This window comes from Curtobacterium sp. RIT-PI-V (assembly GCF_025642935.1).
In the GTDB taxonomy this organism is placed as follows: domain Bacteria; phylum Actinomycetota; class Actinomycetes; order Actinomycetales; family Microbacteriaceae; genus Curtobacterium.
The window spans coordinates 1-26,475 of record NZ_JANZKM010000019.1 but is presented as its reverse complement, the minus strand read 5'-3'; the positions used below and the strand labels follow the sequence as shown (position 1 = coordinate 26,475).

Here is a 26,475-nt window from a genome sequence, read left to right as displayed (position 1 = left end):
GGCCGCGGCGCTCATCTTGTTCCCCAACGAAAGAACCGTCGTTCCATGACCAAGAAGACCGTCGTCGTCACCGGGATCGGTGCGATCTCACCCCTCGCCGCGACTGCCCCGGAAACGTGGGACGCGCTGCTCGCCGGCAAGTCCGGCATCACCCGCATCGAGGACCCGCGCTACGCCGAACTCGAGCTCCCCGTGGAGTTCGCCGGCCAGGCACGTCGGTTCCTCACCGACCAGCTCACCCGCCCCGAGTCGAAGCGCCTGGACCCCTCGTCGCAGCTGTCGCTCGTCGCGGCGCGTGAGGCGTGGGCCGACGCCGGCATCGACGCCGAGTCCGTCGTCCCCGAGCGCCTCATCGTCGACTGGGCGACCGGCATCGGTGGCGTGAACACCCTGCTCGACGCCTGGGACACCCTGCGCGAGAAGGGCCCGCGCCGGGTCCTGCCGATGACGGTCCCCATGCTCATGGCGAACGGTCCGGCCGCTGCCATCGAGATGGAGTTCGGCGCCCGTGGCGGCGCGCGCACCTACCTGTCGGCCTGCGCCTCGTCGACCGAGTCCCTGGCCGAGGCGTACCGCCACGTCGCCGACGGGGACGCCGACATCGTCATCACCGGTGGCGCCGAGGCCGCACTGCACCCGCTGCCCCTGGCGGCGTTCGCGGCGATGCAGGCCCTGTCGCGCCGCAACGACTCGCCCGAGACCGCGTCGCGTCCGTACGACGTCACCCGTGACGGCTTCGTCCTCGGTGACGGCGCCGCGGCGCTCATCCTCGAGTCGAAGGAGCACGCCGAGGCCCGCGGTGCGACCATCTACGCCGAGGTCGCCGGCGCCGGCATCACCTCGGACGCGTTCCACATCACGGCACCGGACCCCGAGGGCAGCGCGGCCGCTCGTGCGGTCCTGCAGGCCCTCGACCACGCCGGTGCCAGCCGCGAGGACGTCGTGCACGTCAACGCGCACGCCACCTCGACCCCGGTCGGCGACGTCGCCGAGTACCACGCCATGCGCCGCGTCTTCGGCGACCACCTCGACGACATCGTCGTGTCGGCGACCAAGGCGTCGACGGGCCACCTGCTCGGTGGTGCCGGCGCGATCGAGGCCGCGTTCACGGTCCTCGCGCTGCACAACCGCGTCGCGCCGCCGACGATCAACCTCAACGACCAGGACCCGGAGATCGTCATGGACGTCGCGCGCGAGCCGCGTGCGTTGCCCGACGGCGACCTGCTCGCGGTGAGCAACTCGTTCGGCTTCGGCGGCCACAACGCCGTGGTCGCGTTCCGCAGCGTCTGATCCGTCGCACCCTGCCAGGAGGCCCGTCCCGCGTCGTCGGGGCGGGCTTCCGTCGTTCCGGTGCCGGTCGGAGTGCCCGGCACGACTCTCGCGGTGCGCGACACCTCCCGCGCGGCGGGCCGCGAGGACGGTCGCACAGGCCGAGTCTCGGCCAGCGCGGCCCGAGTCTCAGCCGACGCGGTGCAGCCAGACGACGGGGTTGCCCTCGGCCGCGTGGCGGAAGGGCTCGAGCTCGTCGTCCCAGGCCTGTCCGAGCGCGAGCCGGAGCTCACGGTGGAGTTCGAGCGCGTTGCTGCCCGCGACCTCCATGGCGTAGCGGACGCGGTCCTCGGGGATGACCATGTTCCCGGTCACGTCGGTCTGCGCGTAGAAGACGCCGAGGTCAGGCGTGTGCATCCAGCGGCCACCGTCGGACTCGGTCGTCGGTTCCTCGGTCACCTCGTAGCGCAGGTGCTCCCAGCCACGCAGAGCGGAGGCGATCGCGGCACCGGCACCGACCGCGCCGGTCCAGGTGAACTCGGTCCGCCGGGCACCGTCCTGTGCCGGCTGGTCGAGCCACGAGAAGTTCACGGCGCGGTTCATCGCGCGACCTGCTGCCCATTCGACGTGCGGGCAGAGCGCGCGGGGTGAGGAGTGCACGTAGAGCACTCCTGTCGTCGTTCCGTTCACGGTTCCTCCGATACGTCAGGTGCGACTTCCCCATCGACCTGGTGCGGAGGATCCGAGCGGCGGTGAGCCTCGGAACCATTCGGTATGCGATTGTGATGTCCGGACGGACACGCCCATTATGCAGCGTTCCGGCTGGGAACGGCAAGGACCCCGCTGAGCGCGGTCTGGTTCAGTGCAGGACGGTGCCCGCAGCGTGGACGGGGTGCCGCTCCCCCGCCGTGATCGGCACGGGCACGCGGTTCTCGGCCGGCGGGATCGGGCAGGCGAACTGGTACGAGAACGCGCAGGGCGGCAGCACGAGCAGGTTCCAGTCGAGCTCGACCGTGCCCGCGGTGCCGGGGTCGTCGAGGTACAGGAAGCGGCCCATCGAGTACGTGCTGCCGGGGTCGTCCTCGGCGAGGGCGCTCGTGGCGTCCTGCACGATGAGCTGCAGCCGGGGTGCGCCCCGGAACGCTGCCGACCGGACCGCGACGAACCGGACCGTGGTGCTGCCGACGGCCGTCTCGATGTGCCCGGCGACCGGCAGGGCGTCGCCGGCGGCGTCGAGGACGCTGCCACGGGCCTCCCGGTCGTCACCGGGACCATCCCCCAGCGGGACGTACGTGCCGGACCGCACCCAGCCGTCGGACCGGTCGAACCGGGCGATCCTCGCGAACCGCTGGATCGGCTCCGCCGCCGGGTCCCAGACGCGCAGCGTCGAACCGGACACGGTGCCCGCGAAGCCGTCGGGGAACACGACGACGGACGGCACCACGGCGGTGTCACCGGCGACGAGGACGGTGCCGTCCACCGGGACGCCGTCCACGACGACACCGTCAGTGGCGGCGGCCGTCACCGCGAGGCCGCCGACCGTCGGTGCCCAGGTGCCGGGGACCGGCCACACCGACTGCGGGTGGTCGACGTGCTCGGCGTTCACGAGGGCCAGCGGGCCACGGGGCCCGCGTGCCCAGCGATCGCGTTCCGCGACGTGGTCGGCGAAGCCGTCCGTCACGCCTGCTCCTGGCGCGGGTAGATGACCTTCTGCACGATGATGATGACCGACGCAGCGACGGGCAGGGCGACCAGGGCACCGAGCACGCCGCCGATCGTGCCACCGGCCACCGCGGCGATGACCACGAGGGCTCCGGGCACCTGCACGGCACGCGACATGATGCGCGGCGAGATGAGGTACGCCTCGACCTGCATGTAGACGAGGTAGTAGATCGCCGCGGCGAGGGCGGTCGCGGGCGACGCGAACAGGCAGAGCAACGAGATGACGACCGCTGCGCCGAGGGTGCCGACGAGCGGGATGAGCGAGCCGAGGAACGCGAACGACGCCAGCAGCACCGGCAGCGGCGCACCGATGATGAGCAGGAACACCAGGCTCAGGATGCCGTTGATGAGCGCCTGCGACACCTGGCCGACCACGTACCGACCGACCGCCTGGGTGATCTGCTCGCTGACGTCGATGAAGTTCTCGCGGCGGGACGCCGGCACGAACCGGTACGCCGCACGCTTCATCCCCCGCATCGACGCGAGGAAGTAGAGCATCAGGATGAGGACGATGAGGACGCCGGTGAGCCCGGACAGGATGCCGCTGCCGACCGCCAGGATCCCGCCACCGACGCTGAGCAGGTTGCCCGGGTTCTCGACGAACGACTGCACGGACTCGAGGGCGTGGTCGATGTCGAACGACCCGGCGAACTGCTTCGACAGGTCCTGTACCCACTGCTGGTTCGAGATGTCGTCGACGACCTCGGGGAAGTTCTGGATGAGGTTCGTCGCCTGCTCGACCAGGATCGGGACGACCGCGAAGACGACAGCGGCGAACACTGCCAGGACCCCCACGACGACGACGGTGATCGCCGCCCACCGCGGGATGAGTCGCTCGAGGAACGACACGAGCGGGTCGATGCCGAGCGCGAGGAACAGCGCGACCCCGATGTAGACGAGGACGGTGCTGAGCTCGCCGATGATGGTGCCGGCGAGCAGCGCGACGAGCACACCGATGGCACCCATGAACCCGATGCGGAAGGCGTTGACGCGCACGCCGGTGCCGCCACGGGTCACCTCGAACGTCACGTTCGGCGTCGGGCTGTGGTCCTCTTGCTGCGGTGTGTCGCGCTTTCTCGGCAGGTGCACGTAGGGCGGGCGGGACTTGAACCCGCGAATCGTTCGGTTATGAGCCGACTGCCTTGACCAGCTTGGCTACCGCCCCTCGACGACCGTCAGGCCACCGGTTCCCCACGATACAGCGCCTCGAACGTCGTGAGCGTGCGGTTGATGTCGTGTGCCTCGATCATGGCCGAACTGCGCTCCCGCATGGCCGTGTACTCCGCGTCCGACGCCGTGAGCACCGCCTCGAGCTTGGCGGCGAGGTCGTGTTCGTCGCCGGGGGTGAACAGGTACCCGTTGCCGTCGATCAGGTGGGGCAGCGCCATCGAGTCGGCGGCGACGACCGGCAGCCCGGACGCCATGGCCTCGAGCGACGAGATGCTCTGCAGCTCGGCGGTGGAGGGCATCGCGAACACCGTGCCGTTCGTCAGGGCGGTGCGCTTGGCCTCGTCCGAGACGAACCCGAGGAACCGGACGCGGTCCTCGAGCCCGAGCTCCTTCGCCAGGGCGGTCAGCTTCGGGATCATCTCGCCGTCGCCGACGATCGTCAGGGTCGCCGCGAGCGAACCGGGCAGCAGCGCCACGGCCCGGACCAGCACGTCGAGGTTCTTCTCCGGCGCCACGCGGCCGACGAACACGATGTCGTTGCCCACCGGACGCCCCTCGCGCGCGACGTACCGCGACGCGTCGATCCCGCACGAGATCGCGAGCACCCGCTGCCCGGCGATGGCCTTCCGCAGGTAGTCGGCGGCCAGGTTCGTCGGCGTCGTGATGGTGTCGGCGAGCCGGTAGGTCTTCGCGGCGTCGCTCCACGCGATCTTCAGCGCGATGGGCAGCGTCCACTTGCCGAACGGCGTGTACTCGAGCAGGTTCTCGGGCATGAAGTGGTTCGTCGCGACGACCCGGATGCCGCGCGCGTTCGCCTCGGGGACGATCCCGCGGCCGATGACGACGTGCGATTGGATGTGCAGGACGTCGGGCTTCACGGCGTCGAGGATCGGGCCGGTCCACTTCTTCACGCTCCACGGCCACACGAAACGGAGCCAGGCGTGCAGCGGCCACTTGTACGACTTCAGGCGGTGCACGACGAGGGTCACGCCCTGGTGCTCCTCGTCGAAGGTGCCGTGGTGTCGGCTCGACGCCGGGGCGACGACGTGGACCTCGTGCCCGCGCTCGGCCAGGCCGACGGCGAGCTGCTCGGCGAAGGTGGCCGCGCCGTTGACGTCCGGCGGGAAGGTGTCCGCGGCGATCAGGATGCGCAAGGGTCGGTGTCCGCCCGTCGCACCCGTCGGTTCGGCGGTGGCGGTGGTGACGTCTCCTGACACGGCTGGCGTCGTCCTCTCGTGGGCGATTGCTGGTCGGACTGCCGACGGTACCGCACCTGGTTCGGCGGCCGCGTCAGCCGCGCGGAGGACCCCGTGGTACCGCGGGGTGACGCGGCCCGCGCGGCCCCCGCGACCGGCGCGGTCAGGCGCGGGTCTGCGGGTGGTGCTTGGCGAGCAGGAACACCCCGGTGATGGCGATGCCGGCCGCGACCACGAACCCCGCGACCGCACCCCACGGCGCCCCGGATGCTTCGTCGAGGACGACCACGCCGATCCCGACGGCGACGATCGGGTCGATCACGGTCAGCCCCGCGATGACGAGGTCCGCCGAACCGGCCGAGTAGGCGTTCTGCACGAAGTACCCGCCGAGCGACGCCGCGACGACCACCCCGATGATCGCCAGGACCGTCAACCAATCGAACGTGCCGTTCACGAACCGGTTGAGCACGACCTTGGCGAGCGTCGCGACGAACCCGTAGAGGATGCCCGCGCCGACGATGTAGTAGAGCGCGCTCTTGTGCTTGGCCACGAGTCGGAACGACACCAGCACCAGCACGAGCACCACTGCCAGGATGATCAGCACGGTCACCAGCTGCTGCCGGGTGATCGCGCTCTCGTGCCCGACGAACGCCGCGATGCCGACGAAGATCGCGACACCGATGATGCACGTCCACACCGCACGCTTCGCCCGACGGCCCAGTGGCACACCCGACGACCGGGAGGAGAACCACGTGGTGATCACGAGCGCGACCGCCCCGAGCGGCTGCACGACGATGAGCGGCGCGTAAGTGATGCTGATGAGCTGCAGCACGACGGCGATGCCGAGCATGAGCGTGCCGAGCACCCAGTAGCCGCTCGAGACCAGCCCGACGACGTGCCGGACGCTCAGTCCCTTCGACTGGCGCCCCAGCCGCGCCTCGACCCGCTGCACGCCCCGGCTCTGGAACTGCGCTCCCAGCGACAGGAACACCGCACCGATGAGCGCCACGGGGATCATGAGCGCCTGGAACGGCGTGAGGTTCACTGCGTCCGGCAACTGGAGGTCCGTCGTCACGCGTCGAGGCTACCGTCCACCGCCGGATAACCTGGGTGAATGGCCGTTCTCCCGATCCGCATCACCGGCGAACCCGTCCTGCACGAGCGTGCAGCCGAGGTCACCGAGTTCGATGACGACCTCCGTTCCCTCGTCGCCGACATGTTCGAGACCATGGACCTCGCCCCCGGCGTCGGGCTGGCCGGACCCCAGGTCGGCGTCGGCAAGCGCCTGTTCGTGTACTCGTACACCGACGACGACGTCCTGCACCGTGCCGCCGCTGTGAATCCCGTCCTCTGGATCAGCCCGCCGGTCCCGGAGTCGGTCGACGAGCTCGACGAGGACGACGAGTCCGAGGGGTGCCTGTCTGTGCCGGGCGAGCGCTTCCCGCTCCGACGCTCCGGCAGCGCACTGCTCCGCGCGTTCGACGAGCACGGCGAACCGTTCGAGGTCCGGGCCGACGGCTGGCTCGCGCGCATCTTCCAGCACGAGTACGACCACCTGGACGGCTGGCTCTACGCCGACCGCCTGGTGCACCCCTACGCCAAGCAGGTCGCCAAGGCCATCCGCAAGAACAGCTGGGGCGGCCCCGGCCAGTCGTGGCTGCCGGGTCGCGACCACCCCGAGGGCTGACGGCCAGGAGGCCCGGCTCAGCTCCGGTACGTCGACAGCGCGTCGCGCAGGTGGTCGGTCTCCGGGTGCCCCGGGCAGTACTGCAGGAGGCCGGCGGCGACGTGCGCTGCGCCGTCGTCGGCCACGGCCGACGTCCACGGGTCCGTGCCGGTCACGGCGCAGGTGCTCGCGAGCTCGACGAGGGTGGCGTCACCGCGGGTCGCGTCGACCGCGGCCTGCTGTTGCATCGACGGCACCGAGCCCGTGAGCCGCTTCGCGGTGCACGAGGTCCGCTCGTCCTCCCACACCGCCGAGTACGTCGTGTAGGTCTCGCGGTCGCCGTCGTCGCACACGAAGGCGAACACGACCGGCGAGGCGCCCGAACCGAGCCCGGTCTCCGAACTGGTGGGTTCCTCCGACGAATCGGTGTCCGGTCCGGCACCGCTGCACCCGACCAGCACGGGCGCGATGACCGCCGCGAGCAGCGCGCCGACGAGCACGGCGCGGGGCGGACGAGATCGGTGCACCTGTGAACGCTAACAGCAAGCACCGGGCAGCAAGCACCGAGCAGTGCCGAAACGCAGAAGACCCCCACCCGAGAGGATGGGGGTCTGTTGCTCCCCGAGTTGGACTCGAACCAACAACCTGCCGGTTAACAGCCGGCTGCTCTGCCAATTGAGCTATCGAGGATCACTGTCCGCTGGCGAATGTCGTGCGAACAACGGGTAACAGCATAGCAGCACCGCAGGGCCCCTCACCGCATCGGACACACCGCCCGGGCGCGCCGCGGTGCAGCGCCGTCCCTCAGTACCCGGCGACCGGGTCGACGACGCCGACGAAGCCCACGCCGCCGCCGTCGAGGAACGCCGTGGTGTTGAGTCGCACCCGCTCGGCGAGCAACGGCGCGACCATCTCCGGGGTGTCCGCCTGGTGCGGCGTGATGACCGCGCCGGGCTCGGACCAGAGCGGGTGGCCGTCGGGCAACGGCTCGGGGTCGGTGACGTCGAGCCCTGCGGCGGCGATCGCACCGGTGCGCAGGGCCTCGACCAGCGCGACGGTGTCGACGAGTCCCCCGCGGGCGATGTTGACGAGCCGGGCGGACGGCTTCATGATCGCGAACTGCCGCTCGCCGAAGAGCTTCGCGGTGCCCGAGGTCATGGCCGCTGCGATCATCACGACGTCGGCGTCCGGCAGGACGTGATCGAGCTGGTCGGTGGTGACGGTGCGCGATGCGCCGTCCACCGGGTCGGCCGAGCGACGCACCACGGTGACGTCGACGTCGAACGGGGCGAGCAGGCGGATGTACTCGAGCGCGATCCCGCCGGCGCCGATGACGACGACGTTCCGGCCGTAGAGCGACACACCCTCGGGCTCGGTCGCCCACGAGTGTGCACGAGCGCGCTTCTGCAGGACCCGCAGCGTCCCGAGCGTCAGCGCCAGGGCGTGCTCGGCGACGGGCTCCGCGTACGCGCCCTTCGCCGAGGTGAAGAGCACGCGGTCGCCGTGCTCCTGGATGAGGTGCGCGAAGGCGTCGACCCCGGCGAACGGCAGCTGCACCCAGCCGATCCCCGGAGCGGCGTCGAGCGCGTCCGCCAGGCCGGACGGGTCGCGGGGGTCCAGCCAGACGAGCCCGCGGGTGTCCGCGTCGAGCGGCACGACGGTCCCGCCGGCCTCGGTCACCGCGGTGACGTGCAGGTCGGTCGGCTCCGGCAGCACGGCGACGGGGCCGGGCTGCGGTGCGTCGATCGGCAGCGGGGCGCCGGAGGTGGGGACGACGGCGCGGTGGCCTCGGGCGGCGGTGCTCACGGGTTCTCCTGTCGGTCCGTGCGGGGGCCGGTGCCGGCGGCGACCGGTCGGCGTGGCGCCGTCGAGCGGCGCGGAGTGGTGGGCGCCGGGCGACGCTTCACGCCGCGGGCCGCGGTCGCCGCAAGGGTCTTGACGTAGGGGTCGACGGGGTTGTCGAGGACCTCGTCGAAGGTGCCGAGGCCGACCAGCCGGGCATCGGCCATCACGGCGACACGGTCGGCCAGGGCGCCGGCTTCGCGCAGGTCGCTGGACACCACGACGGCGGAGAACTGCCGGTTGCGCTGCAGGGTCGCCAGGGCCTCGAGCACCGACTGGCGCACGAGCACGTCGACGCCGCGAGCGGGTTCGTCGGCGACCAGGAGCTGGGGTTCGAGCACGAGGGCCCGCGCCAGGGCGACGCGCTGCCGCTGCCCGCTGGAGAGTTCCCAGGTGTTCAGCCGCATCACGCCGAGCGGCAGGTGCACGGCGTCGACCAGGCGCGCGACGATCAGGCCGGCCTCTTTCCGGTCGAAGCGGCGGTCACGCTGGTAGATCGGCTCGGCGATGGCCTCGCCGACGGTGAGGTCCGGGCTGAGCCGGTCGGCGCCGTCCTGCGGAAGGTAGCCGATCCGGCCGCTCAACCGCTCGAGCTTGCGGGACGAACCGCGCAACCCGCGGGTCTTCTGGCCGAGGACGGTCAGTTCGCCCCCGACGATGTGCCGGCGCAGCGCCCCGTCACCCTCGCCGTGCGACCCGAGCTGCCCCGCGATCGCGGCGGCGAAGGTCGACTTGCCAGACCCCGACTCACCGAGCAGTGCGAGGATCTCGCCCTGCCGCACCGTCAGGCTGACCCCGTCGACGGCTCGGATCGACTCGGACCCCCGTCCGCCCCGGTACTCGATCGACACGTCGTCCGCGACGACCGCCGGTCCGTTGACCGCGATCATGGGTCCCCTTCCACGCCGCCCCCTGGCGGCGGTTCGCGACGGACCGCGCTGGCAGGACCGTCGTGCGTACAGCTGTGGAGACGACCGTCCAGGAGGCCCGGCGTGCGTCGACGACGCTGGACGGGCCTCCTGGGCGGGTCACGTCGGGTCAGGACCCGGCGTTCTCCAGTTGCTCCAGCGTACGCCGTCGCTCGGCCTGCTCCGCAGGGTCCGGCACCGGGAGCGACGCCAGCAGGCGCTGCGTGTACGGGTGCTGCGGGGCGCCGAGGACCTGCGCCGTCGTGCCCATCTCGACCAGGTCGCCGCGGTAGAGCACGGCGATCCGGTCAGACAGCGCGCCCACGACCGCCAGGTCGTGGCTGATGAACAGCGAGGCGAAGCCCAGGTCCTGCTGGAGTTCGAGGAAGAGCTCGAGTACGCGGGCCTGCACCGACACGTCGAGCGCACTCGTCGGCTCGTCGGCGATGAGCAGCTTCGGTCGGAGCGCGAGCGACCGGGCGAGCGAGGCACGCTGGCGCTGCCCACCGGAGAGCTCGTGCGGGTAGCGGTCGCCGTACGCCTTCGGCAGCTGGACCGCCTCGAGGAGTTCGTCGACCCGCGCCCGTGCTGCACGCGGACTCGAGACCTCCTTGTGGACGACCAGCGGCTCGGCGACGCACTCGGCGATCGTGAGCAGCGGGTTGAACGACGTCGCCGGGTCCTGGAACACGAACCCGATGTCCTTGCGCAGGTGCTTGAACTCACGCTCCCGGTAGCCGAGCATCTCGGCGCCGAGGACCTTCAGCGAGCCGCCGGTGACCTTCGTCAGTCCGGCCATGGCGCGACCGATCGTGGTCTTGCCGGAGCCGGACTCCCCCACCAGCCCGAGGACCTCGCCGGGACGGATCGCCAGGTCGACGCCCTTCACGGCGCGGAACGCGGGCGAGCCGAGGCGGCCGGGGTACTCGATCTCGAGCCCCTTCGCCTCGACCAGCGGGGTGACGTCCTCGGTGATCGCGGCGCGGCGGGCGGTGCCCGTCGACGCCTCGAGTCGGGGCACCGCCGCGAGCAGCCGCTTCGTGTAGTCGGCTTGCGGACGCGCGAAGAGGTCCGTCGCCGATGCCTCTTCCACGATCTCGCCCTGGTACATGACGGCCACGCGGTCGGCCAGGTCGGCCACCACGCCCATGTTGTGGGTGATGATCACGATCGCCGTGCCGAACTCGTCGCGGCAGCGGCGGAGCAGGTCGAGGATCTCGGCCTGCACCGTCACGTCGAGCGCCGTGGTCGGCTCGTCGGCGATGATCACCGACGGCTCGAGGGCCAGGGCGCTCGCGATGACGACCCGCTGCTTCTGGCCGCCGGAGAACTGGTGCGGGTAGTGGTCGACGCGGGTCTCGGGGTCGGGGATGCCGACGCGGCCGAGGTAGTCGATGGCCTTCGCCCGCGCTTCCTTCTTGGACATGCCGCCGTGGGCGCGGAGCCCCTCGGCGATCTGCCACCCGACCGTGAAGACCGGGTTGAGCGCGGTCGACGGCTCCTGGAAGACCATCGCACCGGCGGTCCCCCGCAGGCTGCGGAGCTTCTGCGCGCCGACGGTGACGACGTCGGTGCCGTCGAGCAGCACCGCGCCGCCGAGCGTCGCCGTCTCGGGCATCAGCCGGAGCATGGCACGAGCCGTGACGGACTTGCCGGAGCCGCTCTCGCCGACCAGGGCGAGGACCTCGCCGGGGCGGACGTCGAGGCTGACGCCCTTGACCGCGTCGACGGCGCCGCCGTCGGTGGCGAACGTGACGGTGAGGTCGTCGACGACGACCACGGGTGCGTGCTCGTCCTGGGTGACTGCTGCGTTCGTCATGCGCCGGTTCCTTCCGCGCGTGCTGCCGTGTTGCGCGCGTCGCGCGTGGACACCAGCTGCTTCAGCCGTCGGCGCGCACGCAGACGGGGGTCGGAGATGTCGTTGAGGCTCTCGCCGATGAACGTCACACCGAGCACGAGCACCACGATCGCGACACCCGGGTAGACACCGGTCCACCAGACGCCGCTCGCGACGTCGGACAGCGCACGGCTCAGGTCGTAGCCCCACTCGGCGCCGGACGTCGGCCCGATGCCGAACCCGAGGAAGCCGAGGCCGGCCAGGGTCAGGATCGCGTCGCTGGCGTTGAGCGTCAGGATGAGCGGCAGGGACCTCGTCGAGTTCCGCAGCACGTGGCGGATCATGATGCGCCACGGGTTCGTGCCCATCACGCGCGCCGACTCGACGAACGCGTCGTTCTTCAGGCGCACGGCCTCGGCACGGACCACCCGGAAGTACTGCGGCACGTAGACGACGGTGATCGAGATCGCCGCCGCGATGATGCCGCCCGAGTAGCTCGAGTTGCCACCGGAGATCACGATCGACACGACGATCGCGAGCAGCAGCGAGGGGAACGCGTAGATCGCGTCGGCGACCACGACGAGGACCCGGTCGAGCCAGCCGCCCAGGTAGCCGGAGACCAGGCCGAGCAGGACGCCCACGATGATCGACACGACGACCGCGACGATCACGACGAGGACCGCGGTCCGGGCCCCGTAGATCACCCGGCTGAACACGTCGAACCCGCCGACGGTGGTGCCCCAGACGTGCTCGGCGCTCGGTGCGCCGGTCCGTGGGAAGCTCTCGCCGTCCGCGCCCTGCAGCTGGCCGAAGCCGTACGGGGCCAGGAGCGGCGCGAAGACCGCGACGAGCAGGTACAGGGCGCAGATGACCACGCCGACGATGAGCATGGCGCGCTGCCAGCCGGTGCTCTTGCGGAGCTGGACCACCACGGGCAGCCGCTTCCAGAGCGGCTCGTGGCGGTCGACGAGGGTGGTGTCGGCCATCGTCAGAACCTCACTCTCGGGTCGATCAGGGCGGCGACGACGTCGACGATGAAGTTGGTCACCGCGACGATCACCGCCAGCATCGCGACGATGCCCTGGACCGCGACGAAGTCGCGGGCCGACAGGTACTGGTTGAGCTCGAAGCCCAGGCCGCGCCACCCGAAGGTGGTCTCGGTCAGGACCGAACCGCCCAGCAGCATCGCGATCTGCAGGCCCATCACGGTGATGATCGGCACGAGGGCGGGGCGGAACGCGTGCGTCCGGACCAGCCGCGACTCGCGGACGCCGCGGGAGCGGGCCGCGTCGACGTACTCGGAGCCGAGCGATCCGATCATGTTCGCGCGCACCAGGCGCAGGAAGATGCCGGCTGTCAGGAGTCCGAGGGTCAGCGCCGGCAGGACGGCGTGCTGCAGCACGTCGCCGATGACCGCCGCGTTGCCGGTCCGGAGCGCGTCGATGATGTAGATGCCACTCGCGCCGGGGATGCCGTCGAGGATGAGCTCCACCCTGGTCGACGCGCGGTCGCCGAGCGGCAGCCAGCCGAGCCACACCGAGAAGACGAGCTTGAGCAGCAGACCGCCGAAGAACACCGGGGTCGCGTACGTCAGGATCGCGAGGGCACGGAGCAGCACGTCGGGCCACTTGTCGCGCGTGTACGCGGCCAGCATGCCGAGCGGGATGCCGAGCACGAGCGCGACGATGAGGGCGTAGAAGACGAGCTCGGCGGTCGCGCCGCCGTACTGCAGGATGATCTCGGTGATCGGCCGGTTGTCGGTCGACGCGTTGCCGAAGTCACCGCGCAGGATGCCGCCGAGGTACTCGAAGTACTGCACGAGCACGGGACGGTCGTACCCGGCGGCGTGCAGGCGTTCCTGCAGCTGCGTCGGGGTGAGTCGGCCGCCGACCGACGCGGTGATCGGGTTCCCGATGACGCGCATCAGGAAGAACACGAGCGTCACCAGGATGAAGACGGTCGGGATGATGAGGAGGAACCTGACGAGGACGTACCGGCCGAGTCCGCCGCCACTGCTCTTGGCACGACGTTGTGCCTGCGGCTTGGTCGGATCGGTGCCGTTCACGTCCTGGGTCGCCTCGGGGGTGCTCAGGGTCACGGGGAGGGGTGCCTTTCATGCCGGTGCGCAGGCACGCGGGCGTTCCTCGTGGGAACGCCCGCGGCCTGCGCGAGGGGCGTGGTGCTACTTGCTGAGGGTGGCGTACCGGAACTTGAACGAGGCGTCGAGGGTCAGGCCCTTGACGTCCTTGCCGGCGACGGCGACGGACTTGCCCTGCAGCAGGGGCAGCGTCGAGATCTGCGATGCCTCGCGCTCCTGGGCCTGCTCGATCAGGTCGGCACGCTTGTCCGGGTCGGACTCCGCCTGCTCCTTCGCGATGAGGTCCTGGATGACCGAGTCGTCGTAGTGGTTCTGGACGAAGTTCTCCTTGGTGAAGAACGGCGACAGGTAGTTGTCGGCGTCGGAGAAGTCCGGGAACCAGCCGAGCTGGTACTCCGGGTACGCGTCCTTCGTGCGCTCCTGGGCGTAGGTCGTGTAGACCGTCGACTGGATGTTGACGGTGAACAGGCCCGAGTCCTCGAGCTGCGTCTTCAGCAGCGCGTACTCGTCGTCCGAGGCCGAACCGTAGTGGTCGGGCGCGTACTGGATGTCGAGCTGCACCTTGCCGGAGACACCGGCGTCGGCGAGGGTCTTCTTCGCCTTGTCGACGTCGGGGCCACCGTCGCCGTCACCGTACATGTCCTTGAACGGCTGGACCGCACCGGTGAGGCCGTCCGGCACCATCGAGTACAGCGGCGTGAAGGTGTCGTTGTAGACCTCCTTCGCCAGGGCGGAACGGTCGACCACGTCAGCAGCGGCCTGGCGGACGGCGAGGGCCTTCGCCTCATCGGCGTCGTCCTGACCGGTGCCGAACGGCTGCGTCTTGAAGTTGAAGACCACGTAGCGGATCTCGCCGCCGGGGCCGTCGGTGACCTTGAGCTTGTCGTCCTTGCGCAGGTCCGAGATGTCGGTCGGTGTCAGGGAGCGGTACGCCACGTCGACGTCGCCCTTCTGCACGGCGAGCTTGAGGTCGGTCTCCTTGGTGTAGTAGTTGGCCGTCACCTCGGACGTCTTCGCCTTGCCGAGCAGGCCGTCGTACTTCGGGTTGGTCTTGTACTGGATCAGCTGGTTCTCCTTGTAGGAGCTGATCTGGTACTGCCCGGCGAACGCCTTGCCCTTGACGATGTCGTCGGCGCTGGTGAGCTTCGTCGCGCTGAAGACGTCCTCGTCGACGATCGGGCCAGCGGGGCTCGAGAGCACCTGCGGCCAGGTCTGGTCGGCGTGGTCGAGGTTGAACACCACGGTCGTGTCGTCCGGGGTGTCGATGCTCTTGAGGTTGGCCAGCAGCGACTGCGGGCCGTTCTCGTTGTTGATCTTGAGCTCGCGGTCGAACGAGAACTTCACGTCGCTCGAGGTGAGCTTGTTGCCGTTGGCGAACTCGAGGCCGTCCTTGAGCGTGACCTCGTACGTGGTCGGGCTGGTGAACTCCGCCTTCGTGGCGATGTCCGGCTCGACGTCCGGGCTGCCCACGGGCGTGTTCATCAGGAACGGGAAGACCTGGTTCTGCACGGCGAAGGAGCCGTTGTCGTAGGAGCCGGCCGGGTCGAGGGACGTGATCTTGTCCGTCGTCCCGATGCTCAGGCCGTTCAGCTCGGTGTCGCTCACGCTGCTGCTCGCGCAGCCGGTCAGCACCAGCGCCGTCGCTGCTGCTCCGGCGCCGAGCGCGATGCCGCGCCTGCCCCACGTGGCTGTGTGCTTCTTGAACACGGATGCCATGTTCGATGCCTCTCTTGAAGATGGGTGCAAGTGTCCTGGCCGGCGGGTGGTACGTCTGTGTGCCCGGCCAGGAACGCTCATTGGTATCACCCTGTCACGGAACAGATCGAACCGGGAGCGATTTGTTTACACCGCTGTAATGCAAGCACCCGTCGCGTGATGCATCATCCGTGCGCATCGCCCCGGCGCCGCACACGAATGTTGCGCGCTGCAACCTGGGTGGTCGCCCCCGCCGACCGGTCACGACACACCGCCCGTCCCTCCCCGAGCGGTCACGTCCCGTCGGCCGGACCCAGGCCAGTCGACGACTTGCGACCACTCGACGCCCAACACGCGGCACGTCCGGCCTGGAGGCTCGCCCCGCGTCGGCCCCGTCCCTCGCGCCCGCCGACCGGTCACGACACACCGCCCGTCCCTCCCCGAGCGGTCACGTCCCGTCGGCCGACCACAGGCCAGTCGACGACTTGCGACCACTCGACGCCCAACACGGCCGCGCGCCAGGCGCCCGGCACTCGGGCGGCGAGGGGCTAGGACGCCTCGGCGTCGGCGCGGAGCCGCATGCGCTGCGCGTCGATGTCCACGAGCTGCCGCTGGATCTCGGCACGCCGCTCGGCCTGCTCGTGCGGGTCCGCACGCTGCAGTTGTCCGAGCAGCGAGGCCTTGCGGGCGAGCAGGTCCCGCTCGACCAGGGCGACGACGATGCTCCGGCAGTACGCGGCGAGGTCCTCGGCGTTGCGGGCGGGGATCGGTGCCAGGGCCAGCTCGTGCGTCAGGGTGCGCAACGGGGTCGGCACGTCGGCGAGCAACCGGTCGAGCCAGTCCCCCGCCCCGATGACGTCGACGTTGGCGACCACGGCGTCGCGCACGACGGCGAGCATCGGCGCCGAGAACGTGGCGGAGGCGGCCAGCCCGAGCAGCGGCGCTCCGACCGAGGTCGGCTGCTGCACCATCGCCATGACGGCGTCGCGCTCCATGCGGCTGATCGGGTCGTTCGGCAGCGAGCGGATCCCGGCGACGGGCTCCTCGACCACACCGGCCCCGTCGGTGGCGTGACCGGCGCGACCGTCGCGCCCCGGGCCTCCTGACCGATCGTCCGTCGACCCCGCACGCCGACGCGCGGTCTCGACCGATCGACGGACCTCGGGCATGTCCATGCCGAGCCAGCCGGCGAGCTCGCGGACGTAACCCTGCGTGAGCGAGCGGTCGCGGATGCCGGCCAGCACGGGCGCGGCGGCGCGGAGAGCGCTGACGCGGCCCTCGACCGTCTCGAGGTCGTGGCCCTCCAACGTGCGGCGGATCATGAACTCGAACATCGGGCGCTTGTTCGTGATCAGACGGCGGATGGCGTCGTCGCCGCGGGCGAGCCGGAGGTCGCACGGGTCGAGGCCACCGGGCGCCACGGCGACGAAGGTCTGGGCGGCGAACCGCTGTTCCTCGGCGAAGGCGCGGGATGCGGCACGCTGTCCGGCCTCGTCCGGGTCGAAGGTGAAGACGACCTCACCGTTGGCGTTCGGGTCGGCGCCGGCCAGGTCGCCGAGCATCGGGCGGAGCACCTTGATGTGGTCGACGCCGAACGAGGTGCCGCACGTGGCGACCGCGGTGGTGATGCCGGCGACGTGGCAGGCCATGACGTCGGTGTAGCCCTCGACGATCACGACCTGCTTCTGCTTCGAGATGTCGCGGCGGGCCAGGTCGAGCCCGTAGAGCACCTGGCTCTTGTGGTAGATCGGGGTCTCGGGCGTGTTGAGGTACTTCGGCCCCTTGTCGTCCTCGAGCAGGCGACGGGCACCGAACCCGATCGTCGCCCCGGTGACGTCGCGGATCGGCCACATGAGGCGCCCGCGGAACCGGTCGTACGGCGATCGGTCGCCCTGGCTGACGAGCCCGGCCGAGGTGAGTTCCTCGAGCGTGAAGCCCCGACCGCGCAGGTGGTCCTTGAGCATGTCGAACGACTTCGGGGCGAAGCCGACACCGAAGTGCTGCGCCGCCGAGGGGTCGAACCCGCGTTCCCCCAGGAACCGCCGTGCGGGGTCCGCCGCGGCGGTGGTGAGCTGCGCCGTGTAGAACTCGAGCGCGGCTTCGTTGGCGGCGATCAGCCGGGCGCGGGTGTTGTAGTCGGTGCGCGGCCCGTCGCCCTCTTCGTAGTGCAGGGTGAAGCCGATCTTCGCGGCCATGCGCTCGACGGCCTCGGCGAAGGTGGTGTGGTCCTGCGCCATGATGAAGCTGAAGACGTCGCCGTCCTCGCCGCACCCGAAGCAGTGGTAGCGGCCGACCTGGGGCCGGACGTGGAACGACGGAGACCGTTCGTCGTGGAAGGGGCAGAGCCCCTTCATCGAGCCGACGCCCGCGTTCTTCAGCGTGACGTAGTCGCCGACGACGTCGGCGATGTTGACACGCGAGCGGACCTCGTCGATGTCGTTCCGCGCGATCCTGCCAGCCACCCTCTGATCCTAGTTCGTGGGACCGACCTCGGCCGACCGCGGACCCGAGACGTGGACGAGCCACCGAGGCCGACCGCGGACCCGCGACGTGGACGAACCGCCGAGGCCCCGCTCACACCGGTATGTGGACGGCTTCCCGCTCGCCGACGACCAACCGACGGTGCCAGGCGATCGCCCCTTGGTCCGTCAGGCTCGCGACCTGGTCGACCACGGCGCGGAGCCGCCCGTCGTCGTCGGACGCCGCACGCCAGTCGGCCGCGAAGCCCGGCTCGAGGTCCGACGCACCCGACGCCGCCAGGGCGTCGAGCAGCTCGGTCAGGATCCGACGCTGGTCTTCGTACACGGGCTGCCGGTCGCCCTGCGTCATCACGAACGCCGCTACGATGCCCTTGAGGACCGCGATCTCGCCGATGATCTCGGGCGGTGTCACCACGGACGCCGCGAACCGGACCAGGGACCCGGAGGCGTAGGACTCGCGGGTCGCGGCCGTCGCCGTCCGCGCGAAGCGGCCGATCAGCTGCGAGGTCAGGTTCTTCAGGTGTGCCGCGTCGCGCCGGGACCCGTCGTACGAGGTCATCCAGAGCGGCAGGGCCCGGAGGCGGTCGAACGCCTCGAGCAGTTCCTCACGACTCAGGTCGTCGCCCACCCACGCGTGCATCGCGGTGACGATGTCGTTCTCGCCGACCCGGTCGCCGAGCGCCGCGACGTCGATGAACCCGGCGACGACGGCGTCCTCGAAGTCGTGCACCGAGTACGCGATGTCGTCGGACAGGTCCATGACCTGCGCCTCGATGCACCGCTGCCGCCGGGGCGCCCCGGCACGGAGCCACTCGAAGGCGTCGTGGTCGTCGTCGTAGAAGCCGAACTTGGTCCGACCCGATGACGATTCGGAGACGCCCTGCGCAGCCGGCCACGGGTACTTGCAGCTGGCGTCGAGCGACGCGCGCGTCAGGTTGAGCCCGAAGGGACGCTCGACGCCAGCGCCAGCCCCCGCGCCAGCCCCGGCAGCGGCGCCCGACCCCGGACGGAGCCCGTACACCTTCGGCTCGAGCCGGGTGAGCAGCCGGAGCGTCTGCGCGTTGCCCTCGAACCCGCCGATGCCGGCGGCCCAGGCGTTGACGGCGGTCTCACCGTTGTGGCCGAAGGGCGGGTGGCCGATGTCGTGCGCCAGGCACGCGGTGTCCACCACGTCGGGGTCGAGGCCCAGCGAGTCCGCGAGCTCGCGACCGACCTGCGCCACCTCGAGCGAGTGGGTCAGGCGGTTGCGGGCGAAGTCGAGACCGGTCGTCGGGCTGAGCACCTGGGTCTTGGCGGCGAGACGGCGCAGCGCGCTGGAGTGCAGCAACCGGGCGCGGTCACGGGCGAAGTCCGATCGGCGGTTGCCGTGCTCTTCGGGGAGCCAGCGCTCGGCGTCGGCCGGGCCGTACGAGGCGGTGGCGCTCATCCGCCGCTGTGGTGCAGCTCGGCGGCGGCGAGGACCTTGCGGAACTCGCTGTCGACGTCGCGGGACTCGAGCCAGCGGTCGGGCAGGGCGGTGCGCTTCGGGTTGCCGGAGCGACCACGGGGGCCCTCGGCGCCCTCGCCCGGGTACGGTGCGTCGCGGTCGAGCTGGCCGAGCAGGTCGTCGATCTCCTGCAGGCTCGACGACAGCGCGAGACCGGACCGCACGTCGCTGCCGATCGGGTACCCCTTGAAGTACCAGGCCACGTGCTTGCGGGCGTCGCGGCAGCCGTGGTCTTCGGAGCCGAAGAACTCGACGAGCAGTTCGGCGTGCCGACGGAACCCGTCGGCCACCTCGCCCAGGGTCGGCATGTACCGCAGCCCTTCGCCGCGGAACGCCGCAGCCAGGTCGCCGAACAGCCACGGACGCCCGAGGCACCCGCGCCCGACGACGACGCCGTCCGCGCCGGTCTCGTCGATCATGCGGAGTGCGTCGGCTGCCGACCAGATGTCCCCGTTGCCGAGGATCGGGATGTCGGTGACGGCTTCCTTCAGCGTCGCGATCGCCGACCAGTCGGCGTGCCCGGAGTAGTGCTCGTTCGCGGTGCGCGCGTGCAGCGAAACGGCTGCGACGCCGGCGTCCCGCGCGATGCGTGCGGCGTCGAGGTAGGTCAGGTGGTCTTCGTCGATGCCCTTGCGCATCTTCACGGTGACCGGCACGTTCCCCGCGGCGCGGACGGTCTTCGTGACGAGTTCACGGAACAGCTCGGTCTTCCAGGGCAGGGCCGCCCCGCCGCCCTTGCGGGTGACCTTGGGCACCGGGCAGCCGAAGTTCAGGTCGATGTGGTCGGCACGGTCCTCGCCCACCAGGATCGAAGCGGCCTCGGCCACGGTGTTCGGCTCGACGCCGTACAGCTGGATCGACCGCGGGGTCTCGGACTCGTGGTGCTGGATGAGCTGCATCGACACGGGGGTGCGTTCGACCAGTGCGCGCGAGGTGATCATCTCGCAGACGTAGAGACCGGCGCCGTACTCGCGGCAGAGCCGGCGGTACGCCATGTTCGTGATGCCCGCCATGGGCGCGAGCACGACCGGCACGTCGACCTCGATCGGGCCGATGCGCAGAGGCCGTGCTGGGGCTTGTGTGATCGTCATACCTGTTCCATCCTCCCACGTCGGTGCTCGCCGGTAGCGTTCTCCACATGACGATCGACGCCAGCACCCGGTTCGACACCGACGCAGCAGCCCGCGGCCTGACGGTCGAGGTCGTCGAACGCCCCGCCGCGGACTCCCTGCAACAGGCCGCCGAACTGCTCGGCATCGATCCCGGCGACATCGTCAAGACGCTCGTCGTGAAGCGCCACGACGGCGGCTTCCTGCTCGCGCTCGTACCGGGCGGACGGAGCATCGCGTGGAAGAAGCTCCGCACCGTCGTCGGGGTGAACAAGCTCTCGATGCCCGACGCGCAGGCCGCGCTCCAGGCGTCGGGCTACGAACGCGGCACGATCACGCCCATCGGAGCGACCGGCGACCTGCCCGTCTACGCCGACCAACGCATCGTCGGTCGACGGGTCGCCCTCGGCGCGGGCCGGCACGGCGCGAGCGCCTTCGTCGATGCCGACGACCTGGTCGCCGCGTACGGCGCGACGGTCGCCGACATCACCGACGAGGAACCGCAGCGCGACTGATCGATCCGGCGACCGACGGATCGCGCCCCCGCACAGCCGTCGCGCCCCGCAGAGTCGGGGCGCGACGACAGCACGGGGCGCGACGGCACCAGCGCGCAGCGCGCGACCGACGCAGCCGTCAGTCCGGCACCTCGGTCCAGTCGCCCTCGGCACCGGCGAACGATCCGGCGTCGATCAGGCACGAATCACCGTCGCAGACCGGCGCACCGCCGGGCGTGACCAGCGTGAGCAGGCCGGGGCGCGCCTCCAGACCGGAGATCGCGTCCGGGACCGACGTGGCGGACGGGAGGCCCGCCCCACCCCCGACGGTGACCGTCGCGCCCGTCATCGGGTCGCCGCCACGTCGGCGCTCGCGTCGTCCGCAGCGCGTTCGGTCGCCGAGGCGACCTCGTCCGGAGCCGTCCCGCGCAGCGCGACGACCTGCGTCAGCACCTGCTCGAACGCTGCCGGGTCCTGCGCACCGGAGACGCCGTACTTGCCGTCGATGACGAAGAAGGGGACGCCGTTGATGCCGAAGGCCTGCGCCTGGGCCTGGTCGGCGCGGACGGCTGCGAGCTGCGAGTCGTCGCGGAGCGTCGCGAGGACCTCGTCGCGGTCGAGCCCGATCTCGGCGGCCAGGTCGGCCAGCGTCGCGTCGTCGCCGACGTGCTCGCCGCGCTCGAAGTAAGCGGTGAACAGGCGTTCGACCATGTCGAGCTGCTTGCCGTGCTGCTTGGCGAGGTGGATGACCTGGTGCGCCTTCACGGTGTTCGTGTGGTGCATGGCCTCGAAGTCGTAGTCCAGCCCGACCGAGGCCGCGATGCCGGTGACCTGGTCGAGCATCTGCTGCGCCTGCTCGACCGGCATGCCCTTGTGCTCCGACAGGAACTCGGCCTCGGTGCCCTCGAAGTCGACGGGGGTGTCCGGGCTCAGCTCGAAGGAGTGGTACTCGACCTCGACGGGTCGGCCGTCCGCCGAGGCGCCGAACGCGGCGACGCCGGCCTCGAACTTGCGCTTGCCGATGTAGCACCAGGGGCAGGCGATGTCCGACCAGACATCGACCTTCACGGAGTCGTTCATGCTGATCCCAACGCGGGCGTCGCGCGCGCATTCCCGCAGAACCTGGTTCCGGCGATTGCGACGCCCGCGAGGTCCCTACGCGCCGAGCAGCCGCTGCGCCAGGTAGCCCTGCAGCTGGTCGAGGGCGACCCGCTCCTGCGCCATGGTGTCGCGCTCGCGCACGGTCACGGCCTTGTCCTCGAGCGTGTCGAAGTCGACGGTGATGCAGAACGGCGTACCGATCTCGTCGTGGCGACGGTAGCGACGGCCGATCGCACCGGCGTCGTCGAAGTCCACGTTCCAGTTCTTGCGCAGGTCGTCGGCCAGGCCGCGGGCGACCGGCGAGAGCTGCTCGTTGCGCGACAGCGGCAGCACCGCGGCCTTGACGGGCGCCAGACGCGGGTCGAGCCGCAGCACGGTGCGCTTGTCGACGCCGCCCTTCGCGTTCGGTGCCTCGTCCTCGTGGTACGAGTCGAGCAGGAACGCCATGAGTGCACGGGTCAGGCCGAAGGACGGCTCGATGACGTACGGCACGTACTTCTCGTTGGCCGCCTGGTCGAAGAAGCGCAGGTCCTGCCCGGACGACTCGATGTGGTTGTTGAGGTCGAAGTCGGTGCGGTTCGCGACGCCCATGAGCTCGCCCCACTCCGATCCGGTGAACCCGAAGCGGTACTCGATGTCGGCGGTGGCGTCGGAGTAGTGCGCCCGCTCGCCGTCCGGCACGTCGAAGCGGCGCAGGTTCTCCGGGTCGATGCCGAGGTCGGTGTAGAACGCGACCGAGTCGGCGATCCACTGCTCGTAGTGCTCGCCCGCCTCGGCCGGCGGCACGAAGTACTCGATCTCCATCTGCTCGAACTCGCGGGTGCGGAAGATGAAGTTGCCGGGCGTGATCTCATTGCGGAACGCCTTGCCGACCTGCCCGATGCCGAACGGGGGCTTCATGCGGCTGGTCGTCACGACCTGCGCGAAGTCGACGAAGATGCCCTGCGCGGTCTCGGGGCGCAGGAAGTTCAGGCCCTCTTCGGACTCGACCGGGCCGAGGTACGTCTTGAGCATCCCGGAGAACTCGCGGGGCTCGGTCCACTCACCGCGGGTGCCGCAGTTCGGGCAGGCGATCTCGGCCATGCGGCCCTCGGGGTCGCGGCCCTTCTTGGCGACGAACGCCTCGATCAGGTGGTCCTCACGGAACCGGTGGTGGCAGTGCAGGCACTCCACGAGTGGGTCGGTGAAGGTCGCGACGTGGCCGGAGGCCTCCCACACCTTGCGGGGCAGGATGACGGCGGAGTCGAGGCCGACCATGTCGCCGCGGCCGCGGACGAACCGCTGCCACCACTGGCGCTTGATGTTCTCCTTGAGCTCCACACCGAGGGGCCCGTAGTCCCACGCGGAGCGGGAGCCTCCGTAGATCTCACCCGACTGGAAGACGAAGCCGCGGCGCTTGGCCAGGGCGATGACGCTGTCGAGACGGGAGGGCTGTGCCAAAGGGTGCTCCAGAGGTCGCCGAGCTGGGTGCTCGGTGCGGAAACGGTCCGGGCAAGACTACCGGCGTTCGTGGCCCGGGAGGCCCGCCCTGCGTCCGCCGTGCGCCCTCACGATCGCGACGCGGCGGGTGCGACCCCGACCAGCACGTCCGCCACGTCGGTCACGTCCACCTCGTCGTTCCACAGGTGGAACGCGATCCGGAGTCGCCCGGCACGCCCCGACGCGGTGATCCCGGCGGCGGTGAGTGCCCGGAGGGCCGACCCGTCGGCGTCCGCGAACGTCACGATCGCCTGCCCGTCGCCCTGCCGAGGCGACCCGAGAACGTCGCACAGCCGGTCCGCGAGACCGGTGGCGTGCCTCCAGACCGCCTGCTGGTCGAGCGCGACCGCGTGCTCGAGCGCGGCCACGGCACCGGGCCACGCCTGCCAGGCCGGCGAGACGTCGAAGCGACGGGCGTCGTCGGCCAGACGCATGTCGGGGCCGTAGCAGGACGACCAGACGTCCGCGCCGGCGTACCAGCCGGCCTGGACCGGGCGGAGCCGACCGAGGGCGGTGTCGGAGAGCGTCGTGAAGGCGACGCCGCGCGGCGCGCAGAGCCACTTGTAGGCGTGCGTGAGCGTCACGTCGAACAGTGCGGCGTCGACGGGCAGGACACCGGCTGCCTGCGTGAGGTCGCAGAGGGTGAGGGCGCCGACCCGCCGGGCGGCGGCGACCACCGGGTGGGGGTCCGTGACGGCGCCCGTGGCGGACTGCACGGCGGACCACGCGACGAGGGCGGTGTCGGACCCGACGGACGCGGCGAGTCGGTCGAGCGGGACGTGCCGGACGCGGACGCCACGGTGCGCCTGGGCGAGGAACGGGAAGACGACCGAGCTGAAGTCGCCGTCGGGGACGACCACCTCGGCACCGTCCGGCAGGGCGTCGGCGACGACCGCGGCCATCACCGAGGTCTGCGAGCCGGTCGCCACGTGGGTCACCGGCACCCCGACGAGGGCGGCGAACAACGCGCGGCCCTCCTCGACCAACGCTCCGTAGTGGGCCGGCGAGGTCTCGGCGCGGGACCACGCGTCGAGGTCGGCCCGCTGTGCGGCGAGCGTGGCCCGGGTCGGCAGACCGGCGGTGCACGCCGCGAGGTAACCACGGCCAGCGGGGAAGGAGTCCATGCGGACAGCGTCCCGGCTCGTGCCCCATCACACCAGGCCGGGTTCGTTGTACAGCCGATAACATCGCGTGATGGACGACATCGATCCCCAGCTGCTCCGGGTCCTCCGCGCCGTGGCCGACGGCGGATCGATCACCCGCGCCGCCGCAGCACTCGGGTCGAGCCAACCCGCGGTGAGCCAGTTGCTCGCCCGGGCCGAACGGCGACTCGGGCACACCCTGGTGCTTCGGTCCGGGCAGGAGGGTCGCGGCGGGCGCGGCGCCACCCTGACGGACGCCGGCCGGGTGCTCGCGGACCACGCCCTGCACGTGCAGGCCGCACTGACCGCCGCGCGCGAGGACCTCGACGCCGTCGGCGGCCTGACCCGTGGCCGAGTGCGCCTCGCCGGGTTCCCGAGCGCGTCCTCGGCCCTCGTGCCCGCGGTGCTCGCCCGGCTTGCCTCGACGGCTCCGGGCGTGACGACGTCGTACATCGAGGTCGAACCGCCCGAGGCGCTCGACCTGCTGCGGAGCGGGGAGGTCGACGTCGCCCTGACCTTCACCTACGTCGGCGACGAGGTCGGGTCCGCCCCGGACCCCGGGCTCGTCACGCGGGCACTCGGGCGGGATCCGCTCGCCCTGGTGACACCGTCCGGAGACCCGGGCGGCGGTGCCGTGGACGCCGGTGGCGCGGGCTCCAATGCCGGCTCCCGCGCCGTGGACCTCGCGTCGCACCGCGACGCCCGTTGGATCGGCGGCTGCCCCAGGTGTCGCGGCCACCTGCTCGCCTCGTGCGCGACCGCCGGGTTCACCCCGGACATCGTGCTCGAGACCGACAACGCGGCTGCGGTGGTGGGACTCGTCGCCGCCGGACTCGGCGTGGCCCTGCTCCCCCGGCTGGCGCTCGCGACGACGGTGATCCCCGCTGAGGTCCGGGTCGACCCCGTGGACGACGACCTGGCCCGACGGGTCGAGGTCGTCGTCGCCCGAGGGGCCGACCGCGTCCCGAGTGTCCGTGCGGCCCTGGACGCGGTGCGGTCGGCGGCACACCTGCTCGACGGGCCGCTGCCCGGCTGATGGTCCCGCTACGCCGTCGGGGCGTCGACCGCGCCGCCGTAGCGACGGTCGCGGCGTGCGTACTCCTCGATCGCGCCCCACAGGTCGGTGCGCCGGAAGTCCGGCCACAGGCGGTCCAGGAACACCATCTCGGCGTACGCCGACTGCCACAGCAGGAAGTTGCTCGTGCGCTGCTCCCCCGAACTCCGCAGGAACAGGTCGACGTCGAGCATCTCGGGCACGTAGAGCCGCTTCGCCAGGGCCTTCTCGGTGACCTGGCTCGGCTTCAGGCGTCCGGCGGCGACCTCCTCCGCCATCCCCCGCACGGCGTCGACGATCTCGTTCCGGCCGCCGTAGTTGACGCACATCGTCAGGGTGAGCACGTCGTTGCCCGCGGTCATCTGCTCGGCACGGTCGAGCTCGTCGATGACGCTCCGCCACAGCCGAGGACGGCGTCCGGCCCACCGCACCTTGACGCCCCACTCGTTCAGTTGGTCGCGCCGACGACGGATCACGTCGCGGTTGAAGCCCATCAGGAACCGGACCTCTTCGGGCGAACGCTTCCAGTTCTCGGTCGAGAACGCGTACGCCGAGATGTGCTTGACACCGATCTGGATCCCGCCGGCGACGACGTCGAGCAGCGAGGCCTCGCCCGCCTTGTGCCCTTCGATCCGGGTGAGCCCGCGGCCGTTGGCCCACCGGCCGTTGCCGTCCATCACGATCGCCACGTGGTCCGGCACGAACCGGGCCGGGATCGCCGGAGGCG

General features: G+C 71.0%; 24 protein-coding genes and 2 tRNA genes. 4 read left to right on the top strand and 22 right to left on the bottom strand.

Features of this window, described 5'->3' with window-relative positions; all coding sequences use genetic code 11:
• The first annotated feature begins 45 nt into the window (after window positions 1-45).
• Window positions 46-1,290 (top strand): beta-ketoacyl-[acyl-carrier-protein] synthase family protein, encoded by a 1,245-nt coding sequence (locus tag OGL88_RS12360; protein ID WP_123292578.1) that lies wholly within the window; start codon window positions 46-48, stop codon window positions 1,288-1,290.
• A 168-nt stretch (window positions 1,291-1,458) separates the two neighbouring features.
• Here the strand turns inward: OGL88_RS12360 and OGL88_RS12355 are convergent, their stop codons facing one another.
• The 6 genes from OGL88_RS12355 to OGL88_RS12330 all read right to left on the bottom strand — a co-directional run bounded on the left by OGL88_RS12355 (window position 1,459) and on the right by OGL88_RS12330 (window position 6,432).
• Window positions 1,459-1,959, bottom strand: a complete 501-nt coding sequence (locus OGL88_RS12355) for a DUF3145 domain-containing protein (RefSeq protein WP_235035923.1) — start codon at window positions 1,957-1,959, stop codon at window positions 1,459-1,461.
• Window positions 1,960-2,128: 169 nt separating this feature from the next.
• The gene (locus OGL88_RS18070; RefSeq protein WP_263091561.1) at window positions 2,129-2,950 is read right to left on the bottom strand and encodes a DUF1684 domain-containing protein; all 822 of its coding nucleotides are present in this window, start codon (window positions 2,948-2,950) and stop codon (window positions 2,129-2,131) included.
• Window positions 2,947-4,074: an AI-2E family transporter gene (locus OGL88_RS12345; RefSeq protein WP_263091602.1), complete on the bottom strand. Its 1,128-nt coding sequence runs from the start codon at window positions 4,072-4,074 to the stop codon at window positions 2,947-2,949. Before OGL88_RS12345 ends, OGL88_RS18070 begins: the two co-directional genes overlap by 4 nt.
• A 7-nt stretch (window positions 4,075-4,081) precedes the next feature.
• Window positions 4,082-4,156: transfer RNA gene (locus OGL88_RS12340), tRNA-Ile, on the bottom strand.
• A 10-nt stretch (window positions 4,157-4,166) separates the two neighbouring features.
• Window positions 4,167-5,378, bottom strand: coding sequence for a glycosyltransferase (locus OGL88_RS12335; protein ID WP_263091560.1), 1,212 nt, complete (start codon window positions 5,376-5,378; stop codon window positions 4,167-4,169).
• Window positions 5,379-5,520: 142 nt separating this feature from the next.
• Window positions 5,521-6,432: a DMT family transporter gene (locus OGL88_RS12330; RefSeq protein ID WP_181437562.1), complete on the bottom strand. Its 912-nt coding sequence runs from the start codon at window positions 6,430-6,432 to the stop codon at window positions 5,521-5,523.
• 39 nt (window positions 6,433-6,471) lie between these two features.
• Between OGL88_RS12330 and def the strand changes: the two genes are divergently transcribed.
• Window positions 6,472-7,044: a peptide deformylase gene (gene def / locus OGL88_RS12325; RefSeq protein ID WP_263091559.1), complete on the top strand. Its 573-nt coding sequence runs from the start codon at window positions 6,472-6,474 to the stop codon at window positions 7,042-7,044.
• A 17-nt stretch (window positions 7,045-7,061) separates the two neighbouring features.
• Here the strand turns inward: def and OGL88_RS12320 are convergent, their stop codons facing one another.
• The 11 genes from OGL88_RS12320 to dusB all read right to left on the bottom strand — a co-directional run bounded on the left by OGL88_RS12320 (window position 7,062) and on the right by dusB (window position 20,460).
• On the bottom strand, window positions 7,062-7,550 hold the full coding sequence (locus tag OGL88_RS12320; protein WP_263091558.1) for a hypothetical protein: 489 nt from the start codon (window positions 7,548-7,550) through the stop codon (window positions 7,062-7,064).
• A 90-nt stretch (window positions 7,551-7,640) separates the two neighbouring features.
• Window positions 7,641-7,713, bottom strand: a tRNA-Asn gene (locus tag OGL88_RS12315).
• A 114-nt stretch (window positions 7,714-7,827) separates the two neighbouring features.
• Window positions 7,828-8,829, bottom strand: coding sequence for a D-isomer specific 2-hydroxyacid dehydrogenase family protein (locus OGL88_RS12310; RefSeq protein ID WP_263091557.1), 1,002 nt, complete (start codon window positions 8,827-8,829; stop codon window positions 7,828-7,830).
• Complete coding sequence (locus OGL88_RS12305) at window positions 8,826-9,755, bottom strand: ATP-binding cassette domain-containing protein (RefSeq protein ID WP_205462250.1); 930 nt, start codon at window positions 9,753-9,755, stop codon at window positions 8,826-8,828. Before OGL88_RS12305 ends, OGL88_RS12310 begins: the two co-directional genes overlap by 4 nt.
• A 148-nt stretch (window positions 9,756-9,903) precedes the next feature.
• Window positions 9,904-11,592 (bottom strand): ABC transporter ATP-binding protein, encoded by a 1,689-nt coding sequence (locus OGL88_RS12300; protein ID WP_263091556.1) that lies wholly within the window; start codon window positions 11,590-11,592, stop codon window positions 9,904-9,906.
• Window positions 11,589-12,596: an ABC transporter permease gene (locus OGL88_RS12295; RefSeq protein ID WP_263091555.1), complete on the bottom strand. Its 1,008-nt coding sequence runs from the start codon at window positions 12,594-12,596 to the stop codon at window positions 11,589-11,591. The genes OGL88_RS12300 and OGL88_RS12295 overlap by 4 nt, the downstream gene beginning before the upstream one ends.
• Window positions 12,597-12,598: 2 nt before the next feature.
• A complete protein-coding gene (locus OGL88_RS12290) occupies window positions 12,599-13,675 on the bottom strand; it encodes an ABC transporter permease (RefSeq protein WP_205464439.1) in 1,077 nt (358 codons plus the stop codon).
• A gap of 117 nt (window positions 13,676-13,792) precedes the next feature.
• Window positions 13,793-15,424 (bottom strand): ABC transporter substrate-binding protein, encoded by a 1,632-nt coding sequence (locus OGL88_RS12285; protein ID WP_263091554.1) that lies wholly within the window; start codon window positions 15,422-15,424, stop codon window positions 13,793-13,795.
• A 527-nt stretch (window positions 15,425-15,951) separates the two neighbouring features.
• Complete coding sequence (gene dnaG / locus OGL88_RS12280) at window positions 15,952-17,865, bottom strand: DNA primase (RefSeq protein WP_131846214.1); 1,914 nt, start codon at window positions 17,863-17,865, stop codon at window positions 15,952-15,954.
• A gap of 112 nt (window positions 17,866-17,977) precedes the next feature.
• Complete coding sequence (locus tag OGL88_RS12275) at window positions 17,978-19,309, bottom strand: deoxyguanosinetriphosphate triphosphohydrolase (RefSeq protein WP_263091552.1); 1,332 nt, start codon at window positions 19,307-19,309, stop codon at window positions 17,978-17,980.
• Window positions 19,306-20,460, bottom strand: coding sequence for a tRNA dihydrouridine synthase DusB (gene dusB, locus OGL88_RS12270; protein ID WP_263091551.1), 1,155 nt, complete (start codon window positions 20,458-20,460; stop codon window positions 19,306-19,308). The genes OGL88_RS12275 and dusB overlap by 4 nt, the downstream gene beginning before the upstream one ends.
• A gap of 47 nt (window positions 20,461-20,507) precedes the next feature.
• Between dusB and OGL88_RS12265 the strand changes: the two genes are divergently transcribed.
• Window positions 20,508-20,993, top strand: a complete 486-nt coding sequence (locus tag OGL88_RS12265) for an aminoacyl-tRNA deacylase (RefSeq protein ID WP_205462244.1) — start codon at window positions 20,508-20,510, stop codon at window positions 20,991-20,993.
• 118 nt (window positions 20,994-21,111) lie between these two features.
• On the opposite strand, the gene OGL88_RS12260 is transcribed toward OGL88_RS12265, so the two are convergent.
• From OGL88_RS12260 to OGL88_RS12245, 4 genes are all read right to left on the bottom strand, one after another.
• Complete coding sequence (locus tag OGL88_RS12260; RefSeq protein WP_263091549.1) at window positions 21,112-21,321, bottom strand: hypothetical protein; 210 nt, start codon at window positions 21,319-21,321, stop codon at window positions 21,112-21,114.
• Window positions 21,318-22,052, bottom strand: a complete 735-nt coding sequence (locus OGL88_RS12255; protein ID WP_263091548.1) for a DsbA family oxidoreductase — start codon at window positions 22,050-22,052, stop codon at window positions 21,318-21,320. The genes OGL88_RS12260 and OGL88_RS12255 overlap by 4 nt, the downstream gene beginning before the upstream one ends.
• A gap of 75 nt (window positions 22,053-22,127) precedes the next feature.
• Window positions 22,128-23,513 (bottom strand): glycine--tRNA ligase, encoded by a 1,386-nt coding sequence (locus tag OGL88_RS12250; protein ID WP_111085729.1) that lies wholly within the window; start codon window positions 23,511-23,513, stop codon window positions 22,128-22,130.
• Window positions 23,514-23,620: 107 nt separating this feature from the next.
• Window positions 23,621-24,676: an aminotransferase class V-fold PLP-dependent enzyme gene (locus tag OGL88_RS12245; protein ID WP_263091547.1), complete on the bottom strand. Its 1,056-nt coding sequence runs from the start codon at window positions 24,674-24,676 to the stop codon at window positions 23,621-23,623.
• Between the two features lie 70 nt (window positions 24,677-24,746).
• Here OGL88_RS12245 and OGL88_RS12240 point away from each other — a divergent pair, with 70 nt between their 5' ends.
• Entirely contained in the window at window positions 24,747-25,730 is a 984-nt protein-coding gene (locus OGL88_RS12240; RefSeq protein ID WP_263091546.1) for a LysR family transcriptional regulator, read from the top strand.
• Window positions 25,731-25,738: 8 nt separating this feature from the next.
• On the opposite strand, the gene OGL88_RS12235 is transcribed toward OGL88_RS12240, so the two are convergent.
• The coding region (locus OGL88_RS12235; RefSeq protein ID WP_276583203.1) for an isoprenyl transferase at window positions 25,739-26,475 on the bottom strand (737 nt) is incomplete at its 5' end.